Consider the following 23,253-nt stretch of genomic DNA (forward strand, 5'->3'; position numbering starts at 1 on the left):
TATAAAAAAATGAAAACAGATCAATTGCCTGTAAATGAGTATTCGAGTTTTAATGCAACTTATATTCAAGCTGCCGGAAACGTTGAAATGATTGAAGAATTAGAAATTTCTCTTCACGATTTTATTCGTTTTGTACAAAATATTCCAATGGATAAATTTGATTATAGATATGCCGAAGGGAAATGGACAATCAAAGATATTATTCAGCACATCATAGACACAGAGCGCATTTTTGCCTATAGAGCATTGCGAATTTCCAGAAATGATGAAACGCCTTTGCCGGGTTTTGATGAGAATCATTATGTAGATAATACGGACGCTAATAGTAGAAATATTCAGGATTTATTAGCAGAATTCTCAGCGGTTAGACATGCTAATTTATTTCTCTTTAAAAGTTTTTCAGAAGAGCAAATGAAAAGAACCGGAACAGCTTCTAATACAGTTGTCTCAGTTCGTGCAATTGCTTTTATAATTATAGGTCATTTAAAGCACCATCAAAAAGTTTTTCAAGAAAGATATTTATGATTTATTCGAAGCAAGTTGACCAAATTTTCAGCTTGTTTTCAAATGACATGGTATTAGCAGGACTAGTGGAAGGCATCACATAATACGTGATGCCTTCTATTTGTCCAAATTTTTTCAGAAAGTATTTATGACTTTCTTTTCCGTTAAAAATGATTTTAGTGATTCCTGGGAATTCTCTAAACAAGGTTTCAAAATCATTTTCCTTTTGATTTTTGATATGAATATCCAGACTTCCTTTTCTTTCGCAATTTTCTAAAACATCCCAAAGTCCTATTTTATTCGCTTGGAGTAATTGTATTTTTTCCTCAAATTTTTCAGATATTGGTAAATTATGCAATAACGTATACATTATTTTCCAAAAATGATTTCTTTGGTGCGCATAATATTCCTGCTTTTTCAGAGATGCGATTCCAGGCATTGTTCCCAAAATCAAAATTTCGGTTTGAGAATTTACAAAAGGAGGGAATGAATTGATCATTTTAAGTTTTTTAAAGTGCTGTATTTTCTTTTTCTAATATTGCTAATGCCAAACGGATTTTTCCATAATCTATTTTTTCTTCTAAATAATCAAAATAGGGTTTTAAGGTATTTGGCGATTCCAGTTTTATTTGCGCTTCAGCAATTTGAGAAACTTCTTCTTTTGAGATAAAAGCATCCAAATCTACATCAGCTCCATCAACATAAAGTTTCGCTAAATGAGACATAATCGTACTTAAACCTAATTTTCTTTTTTGGGCAATTTCCTCTACTGATAGTCCATTTTTATAAAGTTCTAATGTTTCTTTATAAGTTGTGGCTTCTTTCTTTTTTCTGACAACTTTAGATTTTTGAAAATCAATAATTGCTTTGATAAAAGCATCACCATATTTTTCTAGTTTTGCTCTACCAACGCCATCAATTGCTAATAATTCGGTATCACTCATTGGTCTTTCAGTTTCCATTTGGCGTAAAGCCGCATCGCTAAAAATTACATAAGCAGGAACTTCTTCTTCTTTGGAAATCTCATAACGCAATTTTCGTAAGGTTTCAAAAAGTGAATTTGCAACCGATTTGCTTTTCGTTTCTTTGACTTCATGCTTCTCAATGTTGATTTTCTGAACCGTGGTTAGTTGTACTTTTTCACCTTCAAACAATACTTTTTTGGCAAGAGCCGTTAATCTGATTTTGTTTTGTTTATGAAAAGCAATTTCGCAATAGCCCAGATTGATGAGTTGGATTAAATATTGATTCCAATCAAACCACGAAAGATCAACTCCAACGCCGTATGTTTTTAGATTTTGGTACTGTTTTTCGTAGATATAAGCATTCTTTGAACCGCGCAGAAAGTCAATGATTACAGGTAAAGGTTCCGTTTCCTGCAAACGAATAATTGCCGATAATGCTTTTTGAGCAATCACCGTTCCATCAAAAAACAGCGGCGGATTTTTGCAAATATCACAATTTCCGCAATTTTCAGTAATGAGTTCCCCAAAATAGGAAAGCAATATCTTTCTGCGACAACTTAAAGCATCTGCATATTGTTTCATTCGCTCCAGTTTAGCCAGTTGTACTTCGGCATTTAAGCCTTCGGAGGCAAATTTCTGCAATTGAATCACATCGCCATAACTCTCAAACAATACTGTTTCTGATGGCAAACCATCTCGACCGGCACGACCAATTTCTTGGTAATAACCTTCGATATTTTTCGGCAAATTATAATGAATGACCCAGCGCACATTTGATTTGTCAATTCCCATTCCAAAAGCAATGGTTGCACAAACCACTTTACAATCATCGTTGATAAATTCGTCTTGTGTTTTAGAGCGAATTTTAGTGTCTAAACCAGCATGATAGGCTTTTGCACTAATACCAATTTTTTGTAGTTTATCTGCAAGTTCTTCTGTTGTTTTTCTGCTTAAGCAGTAAATAATTCCAGATTCATTTGGTTTTTCTTGAATGAAATCTATAATTTGTTTGACTCTGTCTAAAGCGGGACGCACTTCTAAACTTAAATTTTTTCGATCAAAAGAAGCTACAAATAATCTAGGGTTTTTTAAATTTAATTGTTCGCTAATGTCTTTGCGTGTAGCTTTATCGGCTGTGGCAGTTAAAGCTAAAATTGGAGTGGAAGGAAAGCGGTTTTTTAGATAATCCAAGTTAGTATAGGCTGGTCGAAAATCGTGTCCCCAAGACGAAATACAATGCGCTTCATCAATTGCAATTAGGCTTATGCTTAAACTGTTGAAGATAGAATCCAGAAAAGATAGACTTTCGGGAGCAATGTAAACTAACTTAATTGTGTTAGATTTTAAACGTTCCAAATAAAACTGTCGTTCCTCTTCGGTTTGGCTGCTGTTGATGTAACAGGCTTCAATTCCGTTTGCTTTCAAGCCATCGACTTGATCTTTCATCAAAGCAATTAACGGAGAAATTACGATTGTAATTCCAGTAAAAATCAGAGCAGGCAATTGAAAGCAAATTGATTTTCCACCACCCGTTGGCATTATTGCTAATGTATCCTGACCGGAAAGAATACAATTTATAATGTCTTCTTGATTGGGTCTGAATTTTTCAAAACCAAAGTTCTCTTTCAGTTTGGCGTGTAAAATTTCATGGGTCATTGTGGCGTGTATTTAGAGGTCTAAAGTAATAAAAAAAGGAACTCGTGTTGAGTTCCTTTATAAATGTATTTTTAAAAATGGGATTAATTAATCCTCATCTTCTTCGTCATCATCTTCATCTGAAAAGTCTTTTTCGTCTGAATCGTCATCGTCGTCATCATCTCCTGAATCAGAATCTGGTTTATCGATAGCATCTTCATCATCGTCATCATCAATATCGTCATCTAAATCTAAACCTTTGATTGGTTCAACAACATCGTCTATGATTATTTCATCATCTTCATCATAATTTTCAATTCTATCAGCAAGTTTAGTGCTCACTTTTACTAAATAAATAGTGTCCTCAGTTCGTACTTCAACTGCTTCAACTAATTCATTTTTAGCGTTTCTAAAACTAATAATGTTTGAATCATCATAACCATCTGGAAATTTATCCACCAATAGGTTTAAAATTTCATTGGTAAGTTTTGCGTAATCAACAATTACTCTTTTCATAAAAATATTCTATAAGTCTAATAAATAAGCGAAAATTAAAGGTGCTACAATGGTAGCATCGGACTCAATAATAAACTTTGGAGTTTTAATGTCTAATTTACCCCAAGTAATTTTTTCATTTGGCACCGCTCCAGAATACGAACCATAACTGGTCGTTGAATCTGAAATCTGACAGAAATAACTCCAAAACGGAATGTCATGCATTTCCATATCTTGGTATAACATTGGTACAACACATATTGGAAAATCTCCAGCAATACCACCACCAATTTGAAAGAAACCTACGCCGTTTGTACTGTTTTTTGGATACCAGTCTGACAAGAAAACCATATATTCGATACCGGATTTCATTGTAGAAGCTTTTAAATCTCCCTTAATTACATACGATGCAAATATATTTCCCATGGTACTGTCTTCCCAACCCGGTACAATAATAGGCAAATTTTTCTCAGCAGCTGCATACATCCAACTGTCTTTTAAGTCAATTTCGTAATATTCTTCAAGAACACCTGAAAGTAACATTTTGTACATAAATTCATGCGGAAAGTATCTTTCACCTTTATCATCAGCATCTTTCCAGATCTTGTAAATATGCTTTTGCAAACGACGGAATGCTTCGTGCTCCGGTATACAAGTATCTGTAACACGATTTAAACCTCTTTCCAGTAAATCCCATTCGTCTTGAGGAGTCAAATCACGATAATTAGGCACTCTTTCGTAGTGAGAATGCGCTACCAAATTCATGATGTCTTCTTCAAGATTTGCACCAGTACAAGAAATAATTTGCACTTTGTCCTGACGAATTATTTCGGAAAAAATCTTTCCAATCTCTGCTGTACTCATAGCTCCAGCCATGCTCACCATCATTTTTGCACCATTGGCTAATTGTTGTTCGTAAGCCTTAGCTGCGTCAACTAAAGATGCAGAATTAAAATGCAAATAATGCTTTTCAATAAACTGACTGATTGGTCCTTTGCTCATTTTTTAAAATTTAAATACTTAAAAATCACTATGTTAAAAATGCTATTTCAAATTTAACGAATTTTTAAATTGACTAATTGAATTATTGTGAATTTATTTTTTCTTATCGTACCCTAATATTTTCAGAACGTCTTCAGAGGTTTGTTGCTCTGAGAATACCTCAGTTGCCAAAAATCCGTTTTCATCTCTGTCTATCAATATGTGTTTAGGCTGTGGAATCAAACAGTGATGTAAACCGCCATAACCTCCAATTGTTTCCTGATAGGCTCCAGTATTAAAGAATCCAATATATAATGGTTTTTCTTTATTGTATTTTGGTAAATAGATGGCATTCATGTTTTGTTCTGAGTTGTAATAATCATCACTGTCACATGTCATTCCACCCAATAATACCCTTTCGTATGTATCATTCCAGCGATTGACAGCCAGCATGATAAAACGTTTGTTGATTGCCCAAGTATCCGGTAAAGTAGTGATGAAAGATGAATCAATCATGTTCCACTTTTCTCTGTCATTTTGTTGTTTTTGATACAAAATCTGGTAAATGGCTCCACCACTTTCACCTACTGTATACGAACCAAATTCAGTGAAAATATTTGGAACATCAACTTCGGCTTCGTCACAAGCTATTTTAATCTGATTGATGATTTCGTCAATCATATATTGATAGTCATATTCAAATGCCAATGAGTTTTTTATTGGAAAACCACCACCAATATTTAATCCGTCAAGAGTAGGGCATTCCTTTTTTAATGCTACGTAAACCTTGATACATTTTACTAATTCATTCCAGTAATAGGCATTGTCATTGATACCTGTATTGATAAAAAAGTGCAACATTTTCAGTTCCAATTTCTTATTTTCTTTGATTTCCTTTTTGTAAAACGGAACAATGTTTTTGTATCCAATTCCTAATCTGGAAGTATAAAACTCAAATTTAGGCTCTTCTTCTGCAGCAATTCTAATTCCAATCTTGAACTTGTTTTTTATCTGACCTTGAAGTAAATCAAGTTCTTCATAATTGTCAATAATTGGAATTGTGTTTTTATGGCCAGTATTAATAAGTCGCGCTATATTCTCAATATATTGGTCTCTTTTGAAACCATTACAAATTACATACGTGCTTTTATTGATTTTTCCGTTTGCCAATAAATTCTCAACAATATTAATGTCGAAAGCAGACGATGTTTCAATATGGATGTTATTCTTGAAAGCCTCATTCATAATGTATTCAAAATGAGAGCTTTTCGTACAATAGCAATAGTAATATTTTGCCTCATACTTGTTTTTTTCCATTGATTTACGAAACCAGCTTTTGGCTTTGTTGATATTATTGGAAATTTGAGGTAAATAAGTAAATTTTAAAGGCGTACCATATTTTTCTACTAGTTTCATCAAATCAATATTGTGAAACTGAAGATTATCTTTGTTTAAAGTAAATTCTTCTTGAGGAAAGTAATAGGTTTGATTGATTAAATCAGAATATTTTGTATTCATTATATTTTAGAATTATAGATTAAAATAGTGTGTATAACTTAATCTAAAATTCAAACTCTGATATTTGCATAAACAATCTGAAGCTTCTCGTTTTCTGCCTTCATGTATTGGAAAATATCAAAACTAAAGTTTCCTTTAATAGAATAAAACCGTTTCAATATTCTTAGAAAAGACATATTGTTTCGGGTTTTATTAGAACTATAATTTCGCTTGTTTTGACTTTTTTTCATCGATGCAAATGTAAAAAATATTATATACGCAATGCAATCCTTTTTATAAAAAATAATTAAGATTTATAATCTTGAAACGCTTCAAGAATTAATTCATTTTCAACAGATTGATTGATTTTTATTTTTCCGATACCTTCTATTAAAGCAAACTGTATGTTTCCGTACTCGTTTTTTTTGTCGTGTATGAGTAATTCCATGATAGGTTCGATGTCATTTTCATCAAAAATAATATCGTCATATATGGATTTTATACTTGATTTTATCTGAAAATACTCTTCTTGACTGATGAGTTTTTTATGCAATGAAATGTAGCTTTCCAATATCATCCCAACGGCAATAGCTTCTCCGTGCAATAAAGTGGTTTTATTTTCATTTTCCAGAAAATAACTTTCAATGGCATGACCTAAAGTATGACCAAAATTCAATGATTTTCGAATGTTTTTCTCCGTAGGGTCTTGAATTACAATTTCATTTTTTATTTCGACAGAACGGTAAATTAATGCATCAAAATCAGCAAAATCTATAGATTTTAAATCTAAAAATTGCTCCCAATATTCCTTATCGTATATTAAACCATGTTTTAGCATTTCGGCAAGACCGGAACGCATTTCGTTTTGTGGTACTGTTTCAAGATATTGGGTATCGATAAGCACCATTATTGGAACATTAATAACACCAATTTGGTTTTTTAAATTTCCTAAATCAACCCCATTTTTTCCGCCTACAGAAGCATCAACCATGGATAGTAGCGTGGTAGGAATGTGAATAAAATCAACTCCTCGCTTGAATGTTGAAGCAACAAACCCGCCTAAATCAGTAACAACACCGCCACCCAGATTAATTACAAGACTTTTTCTGTCAGCACCAAGTTCCGTTAATACATTCCAAATTTGTACGCAAGTCTCAATATTTTTATTCTCTTCACCGGCATCAAATTCAATGATTTCAATTGTAAGATCGGTTTCTAAAAAAGGGAGAAATTTTGGTATGCAAAATTCATTTGTATTACTGTCTACAATAATAAAAAGTTTGGAATACTTATTTTCTGTCAAATGAAGGTTTAAGGCTTCATATCCTTTTTCGTTGAAATGAATCGGATAACTGTTGGCTTGAATTGATTGCATCTGTATTGATTAATTGGAACCGCAAAATAAGGCAATTTTTGCTAAATAATATTCAAAACTCTGTCTATATTTGTACAAAAATTTAACAAATAATGGAAAAAATATTCAATAATACGCAAGTTGCCTTTTCATTAAAAAGTGATACGGAACTTGATAGAGCTTATTTTCTTTTCAAAATGATTGATAATCAACCTCTAGTTCGAATAGGAACTGCGGTTACTAATTTTGCCCTAAAAGCGAATCTTCCTGTGGAAGGTTTAATACGTGCTACGGTTTTTGACCATTTTTGTGGCGGAGTAAATGAAGTGGACTGTCTTTCGGTGGTTGATAAAATGTACACTAAAGGAGTTTCATCTGTTTTGGATTATTCTGTAGAAGGAAAAGAGGAAGAAGATCAGTTTGATGCTGCACTTGAAATGACTTTAAAAACCATTGAATTTGCCAAAGAACGTCAAGCAATTCCTTTTGCAGTTTTTAAACCAACCGGTTTCGGTCGTTTTGAATTGTATGAGAAATTGGGCGAAAAACAAACGTTAACTCCTGAAGAGCAAGCGGAATGGAATAGAGTAGTGGCCCGTTTTGATTTGGTTTGTAAAGATGCTCATGCAAAAAATGTTGCCTTACTTATTGATGGTGAAGAAAGTTGGATGCAAGATGCGGCGGATGATTTAGTGACCGAAATGATGCGCAAATACAATAAAGAAAAAGCCATTGTTTTCAATACGTTGCAAATGTATCGCTGGGATCGTTTGGATTACCTGAAAAAATTACACGAGCAAGCCGAAAAAGAAGGATTCTTCATTGGAATGAAATTAGTTCGTGGTGCTTACATGGAAAAAGAAATTGCACGTGCAGAAGAAAAAGGATATCCATCGCCAATATGCGCTTCAAAAGAAGCTACCGATGAAAATTATGATGCTGCAGTTCGCTATATGATTGAACACTTAGATATGATGTCAATTTTTGCAGGAACCCACAATGAGTTAAGTACGTATACTTTAATGGAATTGATGCAGCAAAAAGGGATTAAAACAAACGATGACAGAATTTGGTTTGGTCAATTGTATGGAATGAGTGATAATATCAGCTATAATCTAGCTGCTAATGGCTATAATGTTGCTAAATACCTGCCTTTTGGTCCTGTAAAAGATGTGATGCCGTACTTGATTCGTCGTGCTGAAGAAAATACTTCGGTAGCGGGACAAACGAGTCGTGAATTGACATTAATTAAAACAGAACGTAACAGAAGAAAAGGGAAGTAAAGTTCTCAGTGTTCAGTTTTTAGTATTCGGTTATATTAAATTCTATAAAAAAAACTCCATTCAGCTATTGAATGGAGTTTTTTTATGCCAAATGAATAATAAAATTTAAGAATTGCTAAACTGTAAATTGCTTAAATTTTTATAGATACCATTTTCTAAAGCTATTAATTCTTGATGCGTTCCTTGTTCAGTAATTTTTCCTTTATCCAAAACCAAAATTTGATCGGCACTTCGAATTGTTGAAAGACGGTGCGCAATTATGATGCTGGTTCTTCCTTCCATTAAAATTTCCAACGCTTCTTGAACTAGTTTTTCACTTTCACTGTCTAATGATGATGTAGCTTCATCCAGAATCAAAATACTTGGGTTTTTCAATAAAGCTCTCGCAATTGCAATACGTTGTCTTTGTCCTCCGGAAAGTTTAATTCCTCTTTCTCCCACAATAGTTTCAAATTTTTCAGGAAAACTTTCGATAAAATTATAGGCATTTGCTTGTTTTGCAGCTGTAAGAATTTCTTCTTCGGTTGCATTTGGTTTACCATACGCAATATTTTCTCTGATGGTTCCTCCAAATAGAATAACATCTTGCGGTACAATACTCATGTTTCCGCGAAGGTTTTCTAAATCAAAATCATAAATATTTTTTCCGTCAACTAATATTTCTCCTTCATCAATATTATAAAAACGTAATAATAGGGAAGCAATAGTTGATTTTCCCGTTCCACTTGGACCTACAATAGCAATTTTTTGGCCAAAATTAGCCGTAAAACTGACGTCTTTCAATACTTTAATTTCTTTTCTAGAATGGTAACTGAACGCTACATTGTTGAACGTAACATTACCTTTTATTTTCTGGGTTTCAGCAGCCTCTTGAACGGAATTAATTTTTTCAGGAGTTTCATCCAATAATTCAAACACTCTTTCCGTGGCACCAATCGCTTTTTGGATTTGGGCATAAAGTTCAGCGATTCCTCCAAAAGAAGCTCCTACAAATGTAGAATACAATACGAAAGAAATCAATTGTCCCACGCTCATTTCGCCGCTGATACTCAATCGAACACCAAACCAAACTACGGCTACAATAGCTCCAAAAAGACAGAAAATAATGAATGAAGCAAAGTATCCTCGGTATTTTCCACCTTTGATGGCTAATTTTACAACTTCTTTAATTTTACCATTATAGCGGGCAATTTCATACCATTCATTGGCGAAAGCCTTAACAATACTGATTCCTTGCATGGTTTCTTCAACAATTACCTGGCTTTCGGCAACTTGATCTTGTACTTTTTTAGAATATTTCCTGATAAATCGTCCAAAAATAACGGCAGCAACAGCCACAAGCGGAACTACGGATAACATCAACAAAGTCAGTTTGATGCTTTCATTTGCCAATAAAAGAACACCTCCAATAATTAGAATAAATTGTCTTAAGAATTCAGCAATTGTAGACGTTAAAGTGTCTTGTATTTGTGTTATATCAGAACTGATTCTACTGTTTAATTCTCCAACACGCTTTTGTGAGAAGAAAGACATGGGTAGTTTTACCAAATTACTGTAAAGTGATAATCTAAGATTAGCTAAGGTGTTTTCAGTAAAATTGACAAATAAATACAATCTGAAAAACGAAAATATTGATTGAAGAAATAAGATTATTATTAAACCTCCTGCAATCATGTTTGCCTGAGCGTTATCCTTATTTTTCACGCAATCGATAAGCATTCCCATCAATTTTGGAAAAGCTAAAGCAGTAGCACCTGTAAATAATAAAAAAATTAAACCTACATAAAATTTCCAACGATGATTTCCAGCATACTGAAATATTAGAATTGCTTTATTGAGTGAACTTGCAGTTATTTTTGATTTTGGTAAATCATTTTCTTTGAACCTTGCCATTATGTATTGTTTATGTCACAAATGTAAGACTATAACGAATCAATACAAAAAAATAGTAGTGTTTCATGCGAAACATAAAGTACTATGATAGAGCGTAAAAGCAAATAGGCTCAATATTTTATTCATTTTTTTTACAGTTTTGCTTGCAGATACGATTTCTAGCTGTATATTTGCACTCGCAATAAGGAAATGAAAATGACTGCATTGTTTAGGGCGATTAGCTCAGCTGGTTCAGAGCACCTCGTTTACACCGAGGGGGTCGGGGGTTCGAACCCCTCATCGCCCACAAGAAACTCCATTAGAAATAATGGAGTTTTTTATGTCTTGACTTTTTTAAAATCTCTGAGCGATAAAATGGCAAATTCACAGGATTATGCTATGCGTCCTTTTTCTTCAAAATTCGTCCTCTAGGCTCATCACCCTCATGAAGCACAATATCGGAATGTAGAAACTGTGCGGCAGCTGCAGAGTCATTCACTTTTGTAGCACTGCGTGCTAACATTTCTGATTCAAACTCCGTCAATACACTTTTCCTTATTCCAGCTTTTCGCCATTGAGAAAAAGGTCTGCATCCTCTTGATATCACGCGAGCCAATGATAGTGCGTCCAGCAGCGCTTGATTTGCACCCTGTCCTTTAAATGGACTCATAGGGTGAGCCGCATCTCCAATCAGGGTTACTTGCTGTCCTTTCGCCAATAATTCTGGGTCAAGTAATTCTCGGTCATACACGGGATAACCAGAAATCTGAGCTTCTAGGGTTGCCGCTAAAATCTGAGGAATAGGATTGTGCCACAGAGTTCTACGACAGGCTTCTTCTTTGAGTGCTTGAGGTCCTTTAGCACTTAATGCCTTAGCCTCTTCTTCTGGCATTGGAAAACTCAATTGCCACATTACGGAGTCTGAAGTATAAGGCATGATGTAGATTCGTTCATTGCCATTGGCGGTCTGAAATACAGTGGCCGAGTCCAGTAAAGAACTGTCAAGATTTTCGAGTGCTTTCAAAGGACAGATACCCAATATCACTATACAATCCAAGTAACGTAAAGGGCTGATATCGGAACCAATAAGTAATCTCCGTACTGAACTGCGAATACCATCGGCTCCAATTACGAGATCCGCTTTGGTATGCTTAATTTCCCCATTCACTTGAAAACTTAAATCAACACCGTTACCATCACTTTCCTTATAATCTAATAACTGATGTCCCCATTGAACCGCATCCTGTCCGCCGAGTTGTTGAATTAACGCTAAGCGTAAAGATTGTCGTGCAATATGGATATTAGTACGTTTTTGAAAAGTTTTCGTATTTGACTGTATCCATTTTCTGACTCCCCATTCACCGATTATTTTCCCTGCTGTTGTATGAACCAAATGTCTGGTTGAAATTACTCCTTCTTCCAGCGAGAAAATACCCAATCCCTCAATCGCTTTACTAGCTTGCTGCAGAGTGAGTCCGTAGCCCTGAGACCTGGCTTCGAAATTATTATCACGCTCATAAAGCGTAAAAGGAATTCCGCGGTGCAAGCAAGCCACAGCAAGAGCCACACCGCCAATACCGCCACCAATAATGGCTACGTGTGGATAGTTTTCTTTATCCGCTATTGTAGGACTGGAAGAACGAAGCAGCCCGGATCCGGAACATTTCGGGCAGGAGTGAAGATGGCCTTTAGGAGGAACTGGAGCCGTCCCTTCGCTATTAGTCTTTTCAAACTGGTCTAATGCTAGCTGGTGGAGTAGTCGTGCTTTCTTAGTTAGTCCTCGACTTTTCTTGCCTCTTCCTTGACATTCTACGCACATAGTCCAGCTTACTTCTTCATTTTCCACTTTTTTCACTTCAGTATTGATTTAACTATGCTGGTCCTAATTATTAACTTCTATATAATGTAACGGCAGAAACTTACATTTTTTAGCTTTTTGCCGCTTGTGGCAGTTGCGTAAGTTTAGGATAAAAGATTTACAGCACAAAACTACTTTTTCAAATTGAAATAGGAAGGATTTCACAGTGCTATTTTATTGAAATCTTGCAAAAAAAGGATGTAAACATGTTCACAAGGAGGACAAGACAAACTTCATTAGAAACAATGGAGTTTTTTATTTCTTAGAGTTTGGCAGATGTAAGTATTAAAAAAGTATCATAAAAATTAAAGGTTTCTTAAATTGATTTGAATGCATTTTTACTTATCGTAAATTAGCAATACGATAACCTAAATATGGAAACCATGAAAAGGAAAATCACTTTAGTCGCATTATTACTGGGTTTTGTATTATCGGCGACCGCGCAAAAAAGAATAGAAATCACTGAATTACCAATAGCAGCACAGGATTTCCTTCAAAAATATTTTAGCCATACATCAGTTAATATCGCCAAGAAAGATGCGGAATATGGTGAAAAAGGCTATGAAGTCAAGCTTAAAGATGGTACTGAGGTAGAATTTTGGAAAGATGGTTCTTACCGTGAGGTAGATGGTGGCAAGAAACCGATTCCAACCGCATTCATTCCCGCATCAGTGAAAGATTATGTGGCAAAAAATTATCCGAATGAAAAAATCACACACATTGATTATGGACACAAAAACCTAGACGTTGATTTAACGAATAATATTGATTTAGAATTTACCAAAGAAGGACAAATTTTAAAAGGAAAAAAGCTAAACTAAAAAAAAATTGTTTGTAATTAAACTTGTTTTGAATGTATAAAACTCCATTAGAAATAACGGAGTTTTTAATTTTTTATAGTTTCTGATTTACGCGGTTTATTCTAAATCCATCATCATTAATTCTATTTTATTGAACAATTCACCCACGCCTAATGCCGCCCAAATGATAAAAAGACCCAATAGAATTTTTATTACAAGCGGAATTGAAAAACCGGTTATTTTCTTGAAAATTATATTTGTCGGTGGAAAATAAACGACAGAAAGTACAATGAGGAAAACTCCAAAACCTAGATCATTTCCCCAAAAAGTATTTATAATGCCGATTACCAAAACAACTATTCCAAATAGCCAACTCACTATATTCCAAACATTTGATTTATTATCCATATTTTTAATGTTTAAACTTTTTTTAATGCTATTTTTAAAAAGTACTTTGTAATTCAAAGTTAAATAAAATATTTTGTTTATTGAACTTTTTTAAAATATTATTTTTAAATTGAAGATACATTTAAAGCTACTTTAAATGTCTAACATTTTAAATCTAACATGATATAGTGTTTAATATAATTCTGTTTTGATTTTAAAAACGCGTCATTTATTTAAAGATTTTTTTAATGCTTTTGAAGTGTTATTAATCCAATGTCAAGGCACCTAAAATTTCTTCAGACATGAAAGGTCCTCCGGGATATTTGGCAGTATAATCAAGATTCATCCAGATTTGACCGCGCTCATCAACGTGATAATGAAGTTTTTGTTCATTGCTTTCATTGACAAATAATACATTTTTAATTAGAAAATTTACTTTTTCTAAATCAGTCAGAGAGCCAATTAGTATTTCGGGATAAATATGTCCGGTAGTATGGATTAATCGGGGAGTTCCACCGATAGACTTGATACTGGCAGCCATTAATATCGAATGATCATCACAGTCACCAGAAAAATAAAGCAGTGATTCTGTAGCTGTAGCAATATAATCTCTTGCTTTTGGATCGCTTACATAGTTCCATCTGCTGTTAATTTCCTTGAAAACAGCAAAGCATTGTATAATAGTTCTGTAATCAGAATATCCTTTTATGTCTTTGAAATGTTTTGATGTTGCCATAATCGCAAAATTCCTGATTTTAGGATTTTGATATTCTATGGCATTGATGATTTTTGATTTATTGGGAAACGGAAGCAATTTTGCAATGATAATATCTTGTGGATATGGATTGTCTGACATCGTGTACATAATTGAATTATAATCTTCAAAAACGCTGTTAAATCCATAGTTTCCAATAGTGGAACCATAAACTAAAACCAATAAATATAGAATGATACAAAAGAGAATAATTGTTCTCAAGAATCGAAGGATGATTTGAATAACAACAATCATTAAGAGAAACAAAACCACTCTGTCTATATTCAGAAACCAATTGGGATTGATTAAGTTTTGATGTACAATAATAAAGAGTGGAATAGCAATTAATATGTTCAAGATAAAAATAATAACGTCATCCCAAGGTTTTTTGACCTGAAATCGCTGTTTAATACCCTGAAAATTAATTTCTTTTATTTTTATCATAGCAAAAATAAAAACAGCAATCTAGACTGTTTTTACAATATCCTCAAAAGTACCTTTTTTATCGATAATTTTAAGTTGAAAAAGTTGATTTTGAACTTTGTTTAACATTTCTGCTGCTAATGGTTTTTGTGACCATTGCGTTAATGACAACCATTCTTGAATATCTTCAATTTTTTGATGGTAATTTGAAGCCAACGTTTTGTCAATACTTGGAATATCTTTGAATTCCTGCGTAGTTTGATTAATGACAGCAAGAATTTTTGAAATAACGGCTGGATTTTTTTCCAAAACTTCCTCACGAACCGCAATTACAAAACATGGCCAAGGCGTAGGACAATCAGCAATTCTGCGGAAAATACCTTTGTCTACAAGTGGTTTGGTCATGAAACGCTCCCACATAAAATAATCGGCGGTTCCATTTGTCAAAGCTTCGACAGCTCCATCAATGGTATTTATAATTTCAAACTGAAGATTATCTGTTTTCCAACCTTGATTATCAGCATTTACATACGCCATTAATTGCGAACCGGAACCTAATCTGGAAATCGCCACTTTGTTATTTTCTAAGTCAGCCAATGTCTTGTAATTTGATTTTGCTGCTACGTGAATTCCCCAAATCAAAGGACTTTCTACATAAACCTGAACTATTTTACTCGGGTTTCCGGCAACAATATCTTTTACGATTCCTTCCGTTAGGATTACGGCAATATCCGTTTCGCCATCACGAAGCATTTGACACATTTTTCCGGTCCCTTCAGGAACGTCAGTCCATTGCAAATCGATGTTTTCCTTTTCGAAATCTCCGTTTTCTATTGACAAATGCCAGGGAAGATTGAAATGTTCCGGAACTCCAGCTATTTTTATTGTTTTCATTATAGGTTAGGATTTTTTAATTCGTACCAATTCCAAGAAACGCCTTCCTCCAAGTATTGTTCGGTCATTTCCAGTCCAATTTTTTGTAATATTCTGTTTGATGCGATATTGGCAGTATGCGCTGCGGCTTCCATAATTTTGATATTCATTGCATTAAAACCATAATCCAGCCAAGCAAAACTGGCTTCACTTGCATATCCTTTTCCCCAGAATTTTTCGTTTAATCGATAGCCAATATCATAGAAATGAATTTTATTATTCACCATTTCTGTGTTGTATTTTAATCCGGCCCAACCAATTAATTCATTTGTTTCTTTCAAAATAATCACAAATCGTCCAATGTTATTTTGGATGTATTGTTCTCTGACAAGCTTGATATACGCATGTACTTCGCTAATATCTGTCAATGGTTTGTTCCAAAGATATTGATGTACATTAGGATTGCTGTCCATTTCAAATAATGCTTCTGCATCTGAAACTAGCATTTCTCTTAAAATTAATCGGTCGGTTTCTAAAATAAGATTCATGTTTTACTAAAATTTGATGGTTCCCGATTTAGCCCTGATAGCAGTGAAAATCCTTTTCCTTTTTTCTTTGAAAAGGAAAAGATTGCAACGTATAGCGGGAAATAGCTCCTAAAATTACACATTAATATCTTTAAAATTATTCAATCTCGCATACCGAATCATATTGGTGAATGCCTCCTGGTCCAGTTTTGGTATTTCAAGAATAGAATTCAACAAAGTGGTATCGTATTCATTGGCAGCTGTTGTAAAATAAGGGTTTAAATGTTTGCCAATACTTTCATAATACAATTTTTCGATAGTGTTTTTGTATTTGAAGTCTAACGAATTTTGTATTAAGGTAAAATTGGTATAACCAACTTCCTTCATAATTAACTGCAATCCATTTACCATATTGAAACTTTTATGATGTACAATATTAAGCTGTTCAATATCTTCTCTTTCGAATGTATTTACAATCACTTTTGCCACATAATCGACAGGAATAATGTTCAAAACGGTGTCTTCATTGACTATAAAACGCACATTTTCTTGATCTCCTTTTCGTTGGGAAGTGAAGTGAAAGAATTTAGCCAAAAGATAAAAAACCATATATTTCGAAATAAAATACTGGTTTTCGTTCCCCAACATTTTGCCTCCAATCACACTTGGACGCAGAATTTGAAAGGGTAAGCCTATTTTTTTACATTCTTCTGCTATAAAATTTTCTGAATGGAATTTGGCATTTTCATACGCATTGCGATGCTCCGGTTTGAAGCCTAAACTATGAAAATCATTGTCAATTAATCCTTTTCGGTTTCCAGATGAAAAAGCAGTTCCAATGTAAATAAACTTTTTTATAAAAGGATGAAATAGATTGAAAAGGGATTTTGTGATTTTGGTATTTTCTTCAAAAATCTTTTCGCGTTGTTCTTCATCGGTAGATAAATTCACGAATCCCGCCGAATGGATAAAATAAGCACCTTTTATTTGACTTGAAAAAGTATCTTGAATTACATCCAAATCGGTATCAATGATTTCAATGTATTCGTGCAGTTTTGCGATTCCTTTGTCTTTTATGATTTTAGGCGTATAACTACTGGATAAGAGTTCGTTTATTCGGTCTAAAGCGGAGTTTTTTCCTTTATTTCGTGCAATAATAAATAGTTTTCCATCAATTTTAGTGTTGATGAAAAGCTCTAGAATTTCATACATAATATGAGATCCCAAAACTCCTGTTGCACCTGTAAGTATTATTTTCATTATCGTTTTGTTCTAAAAACAAATGTAGTTTTAAAAAAATTAAAGAGCACTTTTTTAAAACTACAAATGGGTACGGTTTTGAAAATTAATTTTGCTATCCTAAAGCTATTTTTTCTAAAGTATACGCAATCAATTCATCAACGGCTTTGTACGGATCCTCGCTAAATGTTCCCGAAGCACGATTGGCAATGATAGCGTTCAACGACAATGCGTTATGTCCTAAAAGCGCCGAAAGTCCATAAATTGCTGCCGTTTCCATTTCTAAGTTGGTAATTTGGTTGTCACCAAATTTAAAATTATCCATTTTAGAATTTAGCGCTTCATCTTGAATATTCAAACGCAAAACGCGACCTTGAGGACCATAAAAACCACCGGCAGTTGCGGTAATTCCTTTATGCATTTTATTGCTTTCTATCATTTTTTCCAATTTTTCAGAACAAGCAATCACGTATGGTTTTCCTTTTCGTAAATCCCAATTGGTATGTTTCACAAAAGCATCTTCCATTTCCAGGTTAGAAACTTCGTCGATCAAATAGGAGCGGAGCATGTTGTCCAGTCCTAATCCAAATTTTGACATCACAAAACTATCCACAGGAATATCGGCTTGTAAAGAACCCGAAGTTCCAATACGGATGATGTTCAGTGAAGTTAAATTTTCTTTTGGCTGACGTGTTTTCAAATCAATATTGACCAAAGCATCCAGTTCGTTGATGACGATATCAATGTTGTCAGGACCAATTCCTGTTGACATTACCGTAATTCGTTTGCCTTTGAAAATCCCAGTTTGGGTTTTGAATTCTCTTTTTTGTGTCGAAAATTCAATGCTGTCAAAAAACTGTGTGATTTTTTCCACACGATTTTGATCTCCTACAAAGATAATATCGTGAGCAATATGTTCTGGTTTTAAATTCAAATGGTATACGCTACCGTCTGGATTTAATATTAATTCTGATGATTGTATCATTATTTTTTTGTTTAAATGTTTAAGGTTTCAAGTTGCTCAACTGAATACTAATAACTGAACACTGAATACTTTTTAACCTCCAACACGTTTTACTTTAAATCCTTTTTCTTTTAAAATAGTCATTATTTTATCACGATAATCACCTTGAATGATAATGGAATCATCTTTGAAAGTTCCACCAACACTCAATTTGGTTTTGATTTCCTTGGCAAGAATTTTAAAATCCTCGTCAGTACCTTCATAACCTTCAATTATGGTAGTCGCTTTTCCTTTTCGTTTTTCGAATTTACAAATCATAGGTTCTTTTTGAACGTATAATTCGTGAGCCACTTCTTCAATTGGATCTTCAGGAGATGGTTCGTGATCTGGAAAAAGGTTTTTTAATTGGTCTTGTAAGTCCATGTTTTAAAAATTAATTAATTATTAAACCATTAAGAAGTTAAGAAAATTAAGTTTCACTGCCCTTAATCTACCTTAATTTCTTAATGGTAAAAAAACAAAAAGACATCAAGCGAACTCGATGTCTTTCTTGAACTATAAAATTATGAATTATTTTTTAATAAGCCCTAAATCTACTAAACGCTCGTATAAATAAGCTCCCGCAGTAATATCTTCGAATTTTTTTGGATGTTCTGCATCAATACAGTTTTCCAAACAATCCAACTTCATATCACTTACAGGATGCATAAAAAACGGAATAGAATAACGTGAAGTTCCCCATAATTCTCTTGGTGGGTTTACCACTTGATGGATGGTAGATTTCAATTTGTTATTCGTATGACGCGATAACATATCACCCACATTAATAACTAATTCATCCGGTTCAGCAATGGCATCAATCCATTCTCCGTTGTGATTTTGTACTTGCAATCCTTTTCCTTGTGCACCCATCAACAAAGTAATCAAGTTGATATCACCGTGAGCAGCAGCACGAATAGCGTTTGCTGGTTCAGAAGTAATCGGTGGATAATGAATAGGTCTTAAGATTGAATTTCCGTCCTTGGCATACTGATCAAAATAAAATTCATCTAAACCAAGGTGTAAAGCCAAAGCTCTCAAAACATAAACTCCTGTTTTTTCCAGCATTTGGTACGCCTCTTTACCTACAATATTAAAACGGGGAAGTTCTTTTACTTCAACGTTTTCAGGATACTCTGAAGCGTATTTTGAATCTTCAGACACGTATTGTCCAAAATGCCAAAACTCCTTCAAATCACCTTCTTTTCTGCCTTTGGCATGCTCTGTTCCAAAAGAAACATAACCTCTTTGTCCGCCAATTCCAGGGATTTCATAACTGTGTTTTGTTTCTAAAGGTAAAGCGAAAAAATTTCTGATTTCACCATACAATTCATCAACCAGTTGGTCGTTTAAAAAATGCCCTTTGAGTGCTACGAAGCCAATATCTTCAAATGCACTTCCGATTTCATTTACAAATTTTTGTTTACGTTTCGGGTCGTCCGAAAGGAAATCACGCAAGTCAACACTAGGAATGTTTTGCATACTTTTAAATATTTTTTAATAACTTGTAAGGCTAAAAACCTTGCAGATACAAATGTAAAGAATAATTTTATATCTGAATTTTAAAACTTATAAACAATATAAAAAAATATAACAAAATAATACTAAACTGTTATATTTTTTTATCTTTGAACCATACAATAAAACCAAAAAAATGATCTTCGACAGAAAAAATCTTACAGACAACCAATTATTAGATTTATATAAAAGAATACTGAAACCAAGACTAATTGAGGAGAAAATGTTGATTCTTATTCGTCAGGGAAAGGTATCCAAATGGTTTTCTGGAATTGGTCAAGAGGCTATTTCTGTTGGAGTCACAGCAGTTTTAGATTCAGATGAATACATTTTGCCAATGCATAGAAATCTTGGCGTTTTCACGGGAAGAGACATTCCGTTGTACCGTCTTTTTTCACAATGGCAGGGCAAAGCCAATGGTTTTACTAAAGGTCGTGATCGCAGTTTTCACTTTGGAACACAACAATACAAGATTATTGGAATGATTTCGCATTTAGGTCCGCAATTAGGTGTTGCTGACGGAATTGCTTTGGCCAATAAACTAAAGAAAAATGGAAAAGTAACCGCAGTTTTTACTGGCGAAGGAGCAACAAGCGAAGGCGATTTTCATGAAGCATTGAATATTGCTTCGGTTTGGGAATTGCCGGTGATGTTTGTCATCGAAAATAACGGTTACGGACTTTCAACTCCTACAAATGAACAATACCGTTGCGAAAACCTGGCCGATAAAGGGAAGGGCTACGGAATGGAAAGTCATATTGTTGATGGAAATAATATTCTGGAAGTGTTTAATTTATTATCTGAATTGAAGGCTTCGATGAAAGAAAATCCACGTCCAGTTTTATTGGAATTCAAAACCTTCAGAATGCGCGGGCACGAAGAGGCGAGTGGAACCAAATATGTTCCGCAAGAGTTAATGGATATGTGGGCTATTAAAGATCCCGTAGAAAATTATAGAAAGTATTTGGCAGAAAACGGAGTTCTTACAGCTGATTTTGATGCGGCTTTACATGCTGAAATAAAGAAGGATATCGATGAAAGTCTGGCTATTGCCAATGCTGAACCAGAAATTGAAGCTTCTTTAAGTGAAGAGCTAAATGATGTTTACAAACCTTATGTATTCGAGCAAGTTAATCCTTCAGAAGAAAAAGAAAATATTCGTTTCATAGATGCGATTTCTACCAGTTTGAGACAATCAATGGAACATCATGAAAACTCCGTAATCATGGGTCAGGATATCGCTGAATATGGTGGTGCTTTCAAAATCACAGATGGTTTTGTGGCGCAATTTGGTAAAGAGCGTGTCATTAATACGCCAATTTGTGAAAGTGCAGTCGTTTCTGTAGGAATGGGACTGTCTATTAATGGCTATAAAGCGATTGTGGAAATGCAGTTTGCCGATTTTGTTTCGACAGGATTTAATCCAATTGTGAATTTATTAGCCAAATCACATTATCGTTGGTTAGAAAAAGCTGATGTAGTAGTTCGAATGCCTTGCGGCGGAGGAACACAAGCGGGGCCTTTTCACTCGCAAACCAATGAAGCTTGGTTTACCAAAACACCAGGTTTAAAAGTGGTTTATCCGGCATTTCCGTATGATGCGAAAGGATTATTGAATACTTCCATAAACGACCCGAATCCGGTATTATTCTTTGAGCACAAACAATTATACAGAAGTGTTTACCAAGATGTACCAACCGATTATTATACCATTCCATTAGGAAAAGCGGCGTTGTTGAAAGAAGGGACTGATGTTACAATTATTTCGTTTGGAGCAACGGTGCATTGGGCTTTGGATACTTTAACAAAAAATCCTGAAATTTCTGCTGATTTGTTGGATTTGAGAACTTTACAGCCTTTGGACACTGAAGCTATTTTTGCTTCGGTAAAGAAAACGGGAAAAGTGATTATTTATCAGGAAGACAGTATGTTTGGTGGTATTGCCAGTGATATATCGGCAATGATAATGGAAAATTGTTTTAAATATCTTGATGCGCCAGTAAAACGCGTAGCAAGTTTAGACTCGCCAATTCCTTTTACAAAAGCTTTGGAAGATCAATATTTACCGAAAGGAAGATTCGAAAGTGATTTGAAAGAACTCTTGGCTTACTAATATTTGAATTTGTAATTAGGTTATTTTTAGCGTTATGATTCTAAAAATAACCTAATATCCAATAGATTATTATGAAAATAATAATTGTTCCAAAACAGCCGCCACCTAATTTTTTGGCACCGTAACCTGCAAGTATTGTTTTAAAAAATCCATTCATAATTTTAAATTTTTAAGTATCCTTTAAAAGTAATGAATATTTTTTAGACGGAGTGTTTTAGTTTAATTCTAAAAATATTTTCTTAATCAGAGTTATTTCTTCCTGATACATTGTTTTTTTTCTGGTTGCAAAATAGAGCGTATTTTTTAGTGGCGTATTTCCTTTCCAAATCATTTTAATCGAACCATTGTCAATTTCTTTTTTGCAAAGAAAATCAGGAACAACAGCCAATCCCTTGCCACTGCTCAGACAGCGTACGATAGAATTTAGATTTGGCACAATATAGTTAGGTCTGAAATCAGGGTGTTTATTGAAATTTAACTGCCAAAAACGGCGTAAATGTTCCATATCTCCGGTAGTTCCATACCATTTTTGTTGTTTTAACCAAAGTTCGATTTCTTCTAAATTCTCATTTTTTTCTATTGAATCGAATTCCAAATCGTCAATTTCGCTTCCGCCAACAAGTACAATGGTTTCTGAAGAAAAGGCTTGGTAGTCAATGGTGTTTTTAACCACCATTTGTGGTGTGATGATTAAATCAAGAATTCCTTTTTCTAGACTTTCGACCATTTCAGGATATTCACCAAACTGAATAATAACATTAAATGGTAAGCTTGAAATATACTGTTCCAGTGTGATTTGGAAAGTTTCAAAACACATTCCAACACTTATAGTTGGCGTATTTTTTTCGGTGCTTCTTTGAAAATTTTTCTCGGCTTCTTCCAGTTTAGTCAATGCTTCAATGATAAAATTGTAGAGCACTTTTCCTTTTTCGGTGGGAACCATTTTCCGACCGGTTCGGTCAAATAATTTATAGCCTACATAATTTTCCAAGGAGCTCAAATGCAGACTCACACCAGGTTGAGAAATAAATAATACTTCTGCCGCACTAGTCAAGGTTCCTGTTTTGTATACCGCTTTAAACGTTCGATACCATTCTAAATTTATCATAACTATTATAATTATGATACAAAGGTATGAATTAAGTTATTTTAATAATAGACTTTCTCGTTAT

The 23,253-nt window shown here is 34.0% G+C and carries 21 protein-coding genes and 1 tRNA gene; 5 read left to right on the forward strand and 17 right to left on the reverse strand.

The window, feature by feature from the left end:
* Nucleotides 1-9 precede the first annotated feature (9 nt).
* Entirely contained in the window at nucleotides 10-525 is a 516-nt protein-coding gene (locus C8C87_RS06305) for a DinB family protein (RefSeq protein ID WP_121343307.1), read from the forward strand.
* 1 nt (nucleotide 526) lies between these two features.
* Here the strand turns inward: C8C87_RS06305 and C8C87_RS06310 are convergent, their stop codons facing one another.
* The 6 genes from C8C87_RS06310 to aroB all read right to left on the reverse strand — a co-directional run bounded on the left by C8C87_RS06310 (nucleotide 527) and on the right by aroB (nucleotide 7,452).
* Entirely contained in the window at nucleotides 527-1,003 is a 477-nt protein-coding gene (locus tag C8C87_RS06310) for a DNA-deoxyinosine glycosylase (protein WP_121342001.1), read from the reverse strand.
* Nucleotides 1,004-1,013: 10 nt separating this feature from the next.
* Entirely contained in the window at nucleotides 1,014-3,125 is a 2,112-nt protein-coding gene (gene recQ, locus C8C87_RS06315) for a DNA helicase RecQ (RefSeq protein WP_121342002.1), read from the reverse strand.
* An 87-nt stretch (nucleotides 3,126-3,212) separates the two neighbouring features.
* Nucleotides 3,213-3,620, reverse strand: coding sequence for a DNA primase (locus C8C87_RS06320; RefSeq protein WP_121342003.1), 408 nt, complete (start codon nucleotides 3,618-3,620; stop codon nucleotides 3,213-3,215).
* 9 nt (nucleotides 3,621-3,629) lie between these two features.
* The gene (locus C8C87_RS06325; protein WP_099715600.1) at nucleotides 3,630-4,601 is read right to left on the reverse strand and encodes a deoxyhypusine synthase family protein; all 972 of its coding nucleotides are present in this window, start codon (nucleotides 4,599-4,601) and stop codon (nucleotides 3,630-3,632) included.
* A gap of 93 nt (nucleotides 4,602-4,694) precedes the next feature.
* Nucleotides 4,695-6,098, reverse strand: a complete 1,404-nt coding sequence (locus C8C87_RS06330) for an arginine decarboxylase (protein WP_099715599.1) — start codon at nucleotides 6,096-6,098, stop codon at nucleotides 4,695-4,697.
* Nucleotides 6,099-6,384: 286 nt separating this feature from the next.
* A complete protein-coding gene (gene aroB, locus C8C87_RS06340; RefSeq protein WP_099715597.1) occupies nucleotides 6,385-7,452 on the reverse strand; it encodes a 3-dehydroquinate synthase in 1,068 nt (355 codons plus the stop codon).
* 92 nt (nucleotides 7,453-7,544) lie between these two features.
* Between aroB and C8C87_RS06345 the strand changes: the two genes are divergently transcribed.
* A complete protein-coding gene (locus tag C8C87_RS06345; RefSeq protein ID WP_121342004.1) occupies nucleotides 7,545-8,714 on the forward strand; it encodes a proline dehydrogenase family protein in 1,170 nt (389 codons plus the stop codon).
* Between the two features lie 105 nt (nucleotides 8,715-8,819).
* Here the strand turns inward: C8C87_RS06345 and C8C87_RS06350 are convergent, their stop codons facing one another.
* On the reverse strand, nucleotides 8,820-10,607 hold the full coding sequence (locus tag C8C87_RS06350) for an ABC transporter ATP-binding protein (protein WP_121342005.1): 1,788 nt from the start codon (nucleotides 10,605-10,607) through the stop codon (nucleotides 8,820-8,822).
* A gap of 211 nt (nucleotides 10,608-10,818) precedes the next feature.
* Here C8C87_RS06350 and C8C87_RS06355 point away from each other — a divergent pair.
* Nucleotides 10,819-10,893 (forward strand) — tRNA-Val (locus C8C87_RS06355).
* A 90-nt stretch (nucleotides 10,894-10,983) separates the two neighbouring features.
* On the opposite strand, the gene C8C87_RS06360 is transcribed toward C8C87_RS06355, so the two are convergent.
* Nucleotides 10,984-12,441, reverse strand: coding sequence for an NAD(P)/FAD-dependent oxidoreductase (locus tag C8C87_RS06360; protein ID WP_199716371.1), 1,458 nt, complete (start codon nucleotides 12,439-12,441; stop codon nucleotides 10,984-10,986).
* 386 nt (nucleotides 12,442-12,827) lie between these two features.
* Here C8C87_RS06360 and C8C87_RS06365 point away from each other — a divergent pair, with 386 nt between their 5' ends.
* Complete coding sequence (locus tag C8C87_RS06365; RefSeq protein ID WP_121343309.1) at nucleotides 12,828-13,265, forward strand: PepSY-like domain-containing protein; 438 nt, start codon at nucleotides 12,828-12,830, stop codon at nucleotides 13,263-13,265.
* A gap of 96 nt (nucleotides 13,266-13,361) precedes the next feature.
* On the opposite strand, the gene C8C87_RS06370 is transcribed toward C8C87_RS06365, so the two are convergent.
* The 8 genes from C8C87_RS06370 to C8C87_RS06405 form a co-directional block, all read right to left on the reverse strand.
* Nucleotides 13,362-13,652, reverse strand: a complete 291-nt coding sequence (locus C8C87_RS06370) for a hypothetical protein (protein WP_121343310.1) — start codon at nucleotides 13,650-13,652, stop codon at nucleotides 13,362-13,364.
* A 244-nt stretch (nucleotides 13,653-13,896) separates the two neighbouring features.
* A complete protein-coding gene (locus C8C87_RS06375; protein ID WP_099715573.1) occupies nucleotides 13,897-14,829 on the reverse strand; it encodes a transglutaminase in 933 nt (310 codons plus the stop codon).
* Nucleotides 14,830-14,850: 21 nt separating this feature from the next.
* Nucleotides 14,851-15,702 (reverse strand): substrate-binding domain-containing protein, encoded by an 852-nt coding sequence (locus C8C87_RS06380; protein WP_121342006.1) that lies wholly within the window; start codon nucleotides 15,700-15,702, stop codon nucleotides 14,851-14,853.
* Complete coding sequence (locus C8C87_RS06385; protein ID WP_121342007.1) at nucleotides 15,702-16,229, reverse strand: GNAT family N-acetyltransferase; 528 nt, start codon at nucleotides 16,227-16,229, stop codon at nucleotides 15,702-15,704. Before C8C87_RS06385 ends, C8C87_RS06380 begins: the two co-directional genes overlap by 1 nt.
* Nucleotides 16,230-16,343: 114 nt before the next feature.
* Nucleotides 16,344-17,468, reverse strand: coding sequence for an SDR family oxidoreductase (locus C8C87_RS06390; RefSeq protein ID WP_121342008.1), 1,125 nt, complete (start codon nucleotides 17,466-17,468; stop codon nucleotides 16,344-16,346).
* Between the two features lie 94 nt (nucleotides 17,469-17,562).
* Nucleotides 17,563-18,432, reverse strand: a complete 870-nt coding sequence (locus C8C87_RS06395) for a nucleoside phosphorylase (protein ID WP_121342009.1) — start codon at nucleotides 18,430-18,432, stop codon at nucleotides 17,563-17,565.
* A 72-nt stretch (nucleotides 18,433-18,504) separates the two neighbouring features.
* The gene (locus C8C87_RS06400) at nucleotides 18,505-18,834 is read right to left on the reverse strand and encodes a translation initiation factor (RefSeq protein WP_121342010.1); all 330 of its coding nucleotides are present in this window, start codon (nucleotides 18,832-18,834) and stop codon (nucleotides 18,505-18,507) included.
* A gap of 147 nt (nucleotides 18,835-18,981) precedes the next feature.
* On the reverse strand, nucleotides 18,982-19,932 hold the full coding sequence (locus C8C87_RS06405) for an isopenicillin N synthase family oxygenase (RefSeq protein ID WP_091256673.1): 951 nt from the start codon (nucleotides 19,930-19,932) through the stop codon (nucleotides 18,982-18,984).
* Between the two features lie 172 nt (nucleotides 19,933-20,104).
* Here C8C87_RS06405 and C8C87_RS06410 point away from each other — a divergent pair, with 172 nt between their 5' ends.
* Complete coding sequence (locus C8C87_RS06410) at nucleotides 20,105-22,081, forward strand: thiamine pyrophosphate-dependent enzyme (protein ID WP_121342011.1); 1,977 nt, start codon at nucleotides 20,105-20,107, stop codon at nucleotides 22,079-22,081.
* Between the two features lie 214 nt (nucleotides 22,082-22,295).
* Here the strand turns inward: C8C87_RS06410 and C8C87_RS06415 are convergent, their stop codons facing one another.
* Complete coding sequence (locus C8C87_RS06415) at nucleotides 22,296-23,189, reverse strand: LysR family transcriptional regulator (protein ID WP_121342012.1); 894 nt, start codon at nucleotides 23,187-23,189, stop codon at nucleotides 22,296-22,298.
* Nucleotides 23,190-23,253: the final 64 nt, after the last annotated feature.

The organism is Flavobacterium sp. 120 (genome assembly GCF_003633605.1).
Taxonomy (GTDB): Bacteria; Bacteroidota; Bacteroidia; order Flavobacteriales; family Flavobacteriaceae; genus Flavobacterium; species Flavobacterium algoritolerans.

Bases quoted from the DNA above. Each gene is read 5' to 3' on its own strand.
- C8C87_RS06305 (WP_121343307.1), top strand. From the start codon at position 10: ATGAAAACAGATCAATTGCCTGTAAATGAGTATTCGAGTTTTAATGCA.
- C8C87_RS06310 (WP_121342001.1), bottom strand. From the start codon at position 1,003: ATGATCAATTCATTCCCTCCTTTTGTAAATTCTCAAACCGAAATTTTG.
- recQ (WP_121342002.1), bottom strand. From the start codon at position 3,125: ATGACCCATGAAATTTTACACGCCAAACTGAAAGAGAACTTTGGTTTT.
- C8C87_RS06320 (WP_121342003.1), bottom strand. From the start codon at position 3,620: ATGAAAAGAGTAATTGTTGATTACGCAAAACTTACCAATGAAATTTTA.
- C8C87_RS06325 (WP_099715600.1), bottom strand. From the start codon at position 4,601: ATGAGCAAAGGACCAATCAGTCAGTTTATTGAAAAGCATTATTTGCAT.
- C8C87_RS06330 (WP_099715599.1), bottom strand. From the start codon at position 6,098: ATGAATACAAAATATTCTGATTTAATCAATCAAACCTATTACTTTCCT.
- aroB (WP_099715597.1), bottom strand. From the start codon at position 7,452: ATGCAATCAATTCAAGCCAACAGTTATCCGATTCATTTCAACGAAAAA.
- C8C87_RS06345 (WP_121342004.1), top strand. From the start codon at position 7,545: ATGGAAAAAATATTCAATAATACGCAAGTTGCCTTTTCATTAAAAAGT.
- C8C87_RS06350 (WP_121342005.1), bottom strand. From the start codon at position 10,607: ATGGCAAGGTTCAAAGAAAATGATTTACCAAAATCAAAAATAACTGCA.
- C8C87_RS06365 (WP_121343309.1), top strand. From the start codon at position 12,828: ATGAAAAGGAAAATCACTTTAGTCGCATTATTACTGGGTTTTGTATTA.
- C8C87_RS06370 (WP_121343310.1), bottom strand. From the start codon at position 13,652: ATGGATAATAAATCAAATGTTTGGAATATAGTGAGTTGGCTATTTGGA.
- C8C87_RS06375 (WP_099715573.1), bottom strand. From the start codon at position 14,829: ATGATAAAAATAAAAGAAATTAATTTTCAGGGTATTAAACAGCGATTT.
- C8C87_RS06380 (WP_121342006.1), bottom strand. From the start codon at position 15,702: ATGAAAACAATAAAAATAGCTGGAGTTCCGGAACATTTCAATCTTCCC.
- C8C87_RS06385 (WP_121342007.1), bottom strand. From the start codon at position 16,229: ATGAATCTTATTTTAGAAACCGACCGATTAATTTTAAGAGAAATGCTA.
- C8C87_RS06390 (WP_121342008.1), bottom strand. From the start codon at position 17,468: ATGAAAATAATACTTACAGGTGCAACAGGAGTTTTGGGATCTCATATT.
- C8C87_RS06395 (WP_121342009.1), bottom strand. From the start codon at position 18,432: ATGATACAATCATCAGAATTAATATTAAATCCAGACGGTAGCGTATAC.
- C8C87_RS06400 (WP_121342010.1), bottom strand. From the start codon at position 18,834: ATGGACTTACAAGACCAATTAAAAAACCTTTTTCCAGATCACGAACCA.
- C8C87_RS06405 (WP_091256673.1), bottom strand. From the start codon at position 19,932: ATGCAAAACATTCCTAGTGTTGACTTGCGTGATTTCCTTTCGGACGAC.
- C8C87_RS06410 (WP_121342011.1), top strand. From the start codon at position 20,105: ATGATCTTCGACAGAAAAAATCTTACAGACAACCAATTATTAGATTTA.
- C8C87_RS06415 (WP_121342012.1), bottom strand. From the start codon at position 23,189: ATGATAAATTTAGAATGGTATCGAACGTTTAAAGCGGTATACAAAACA.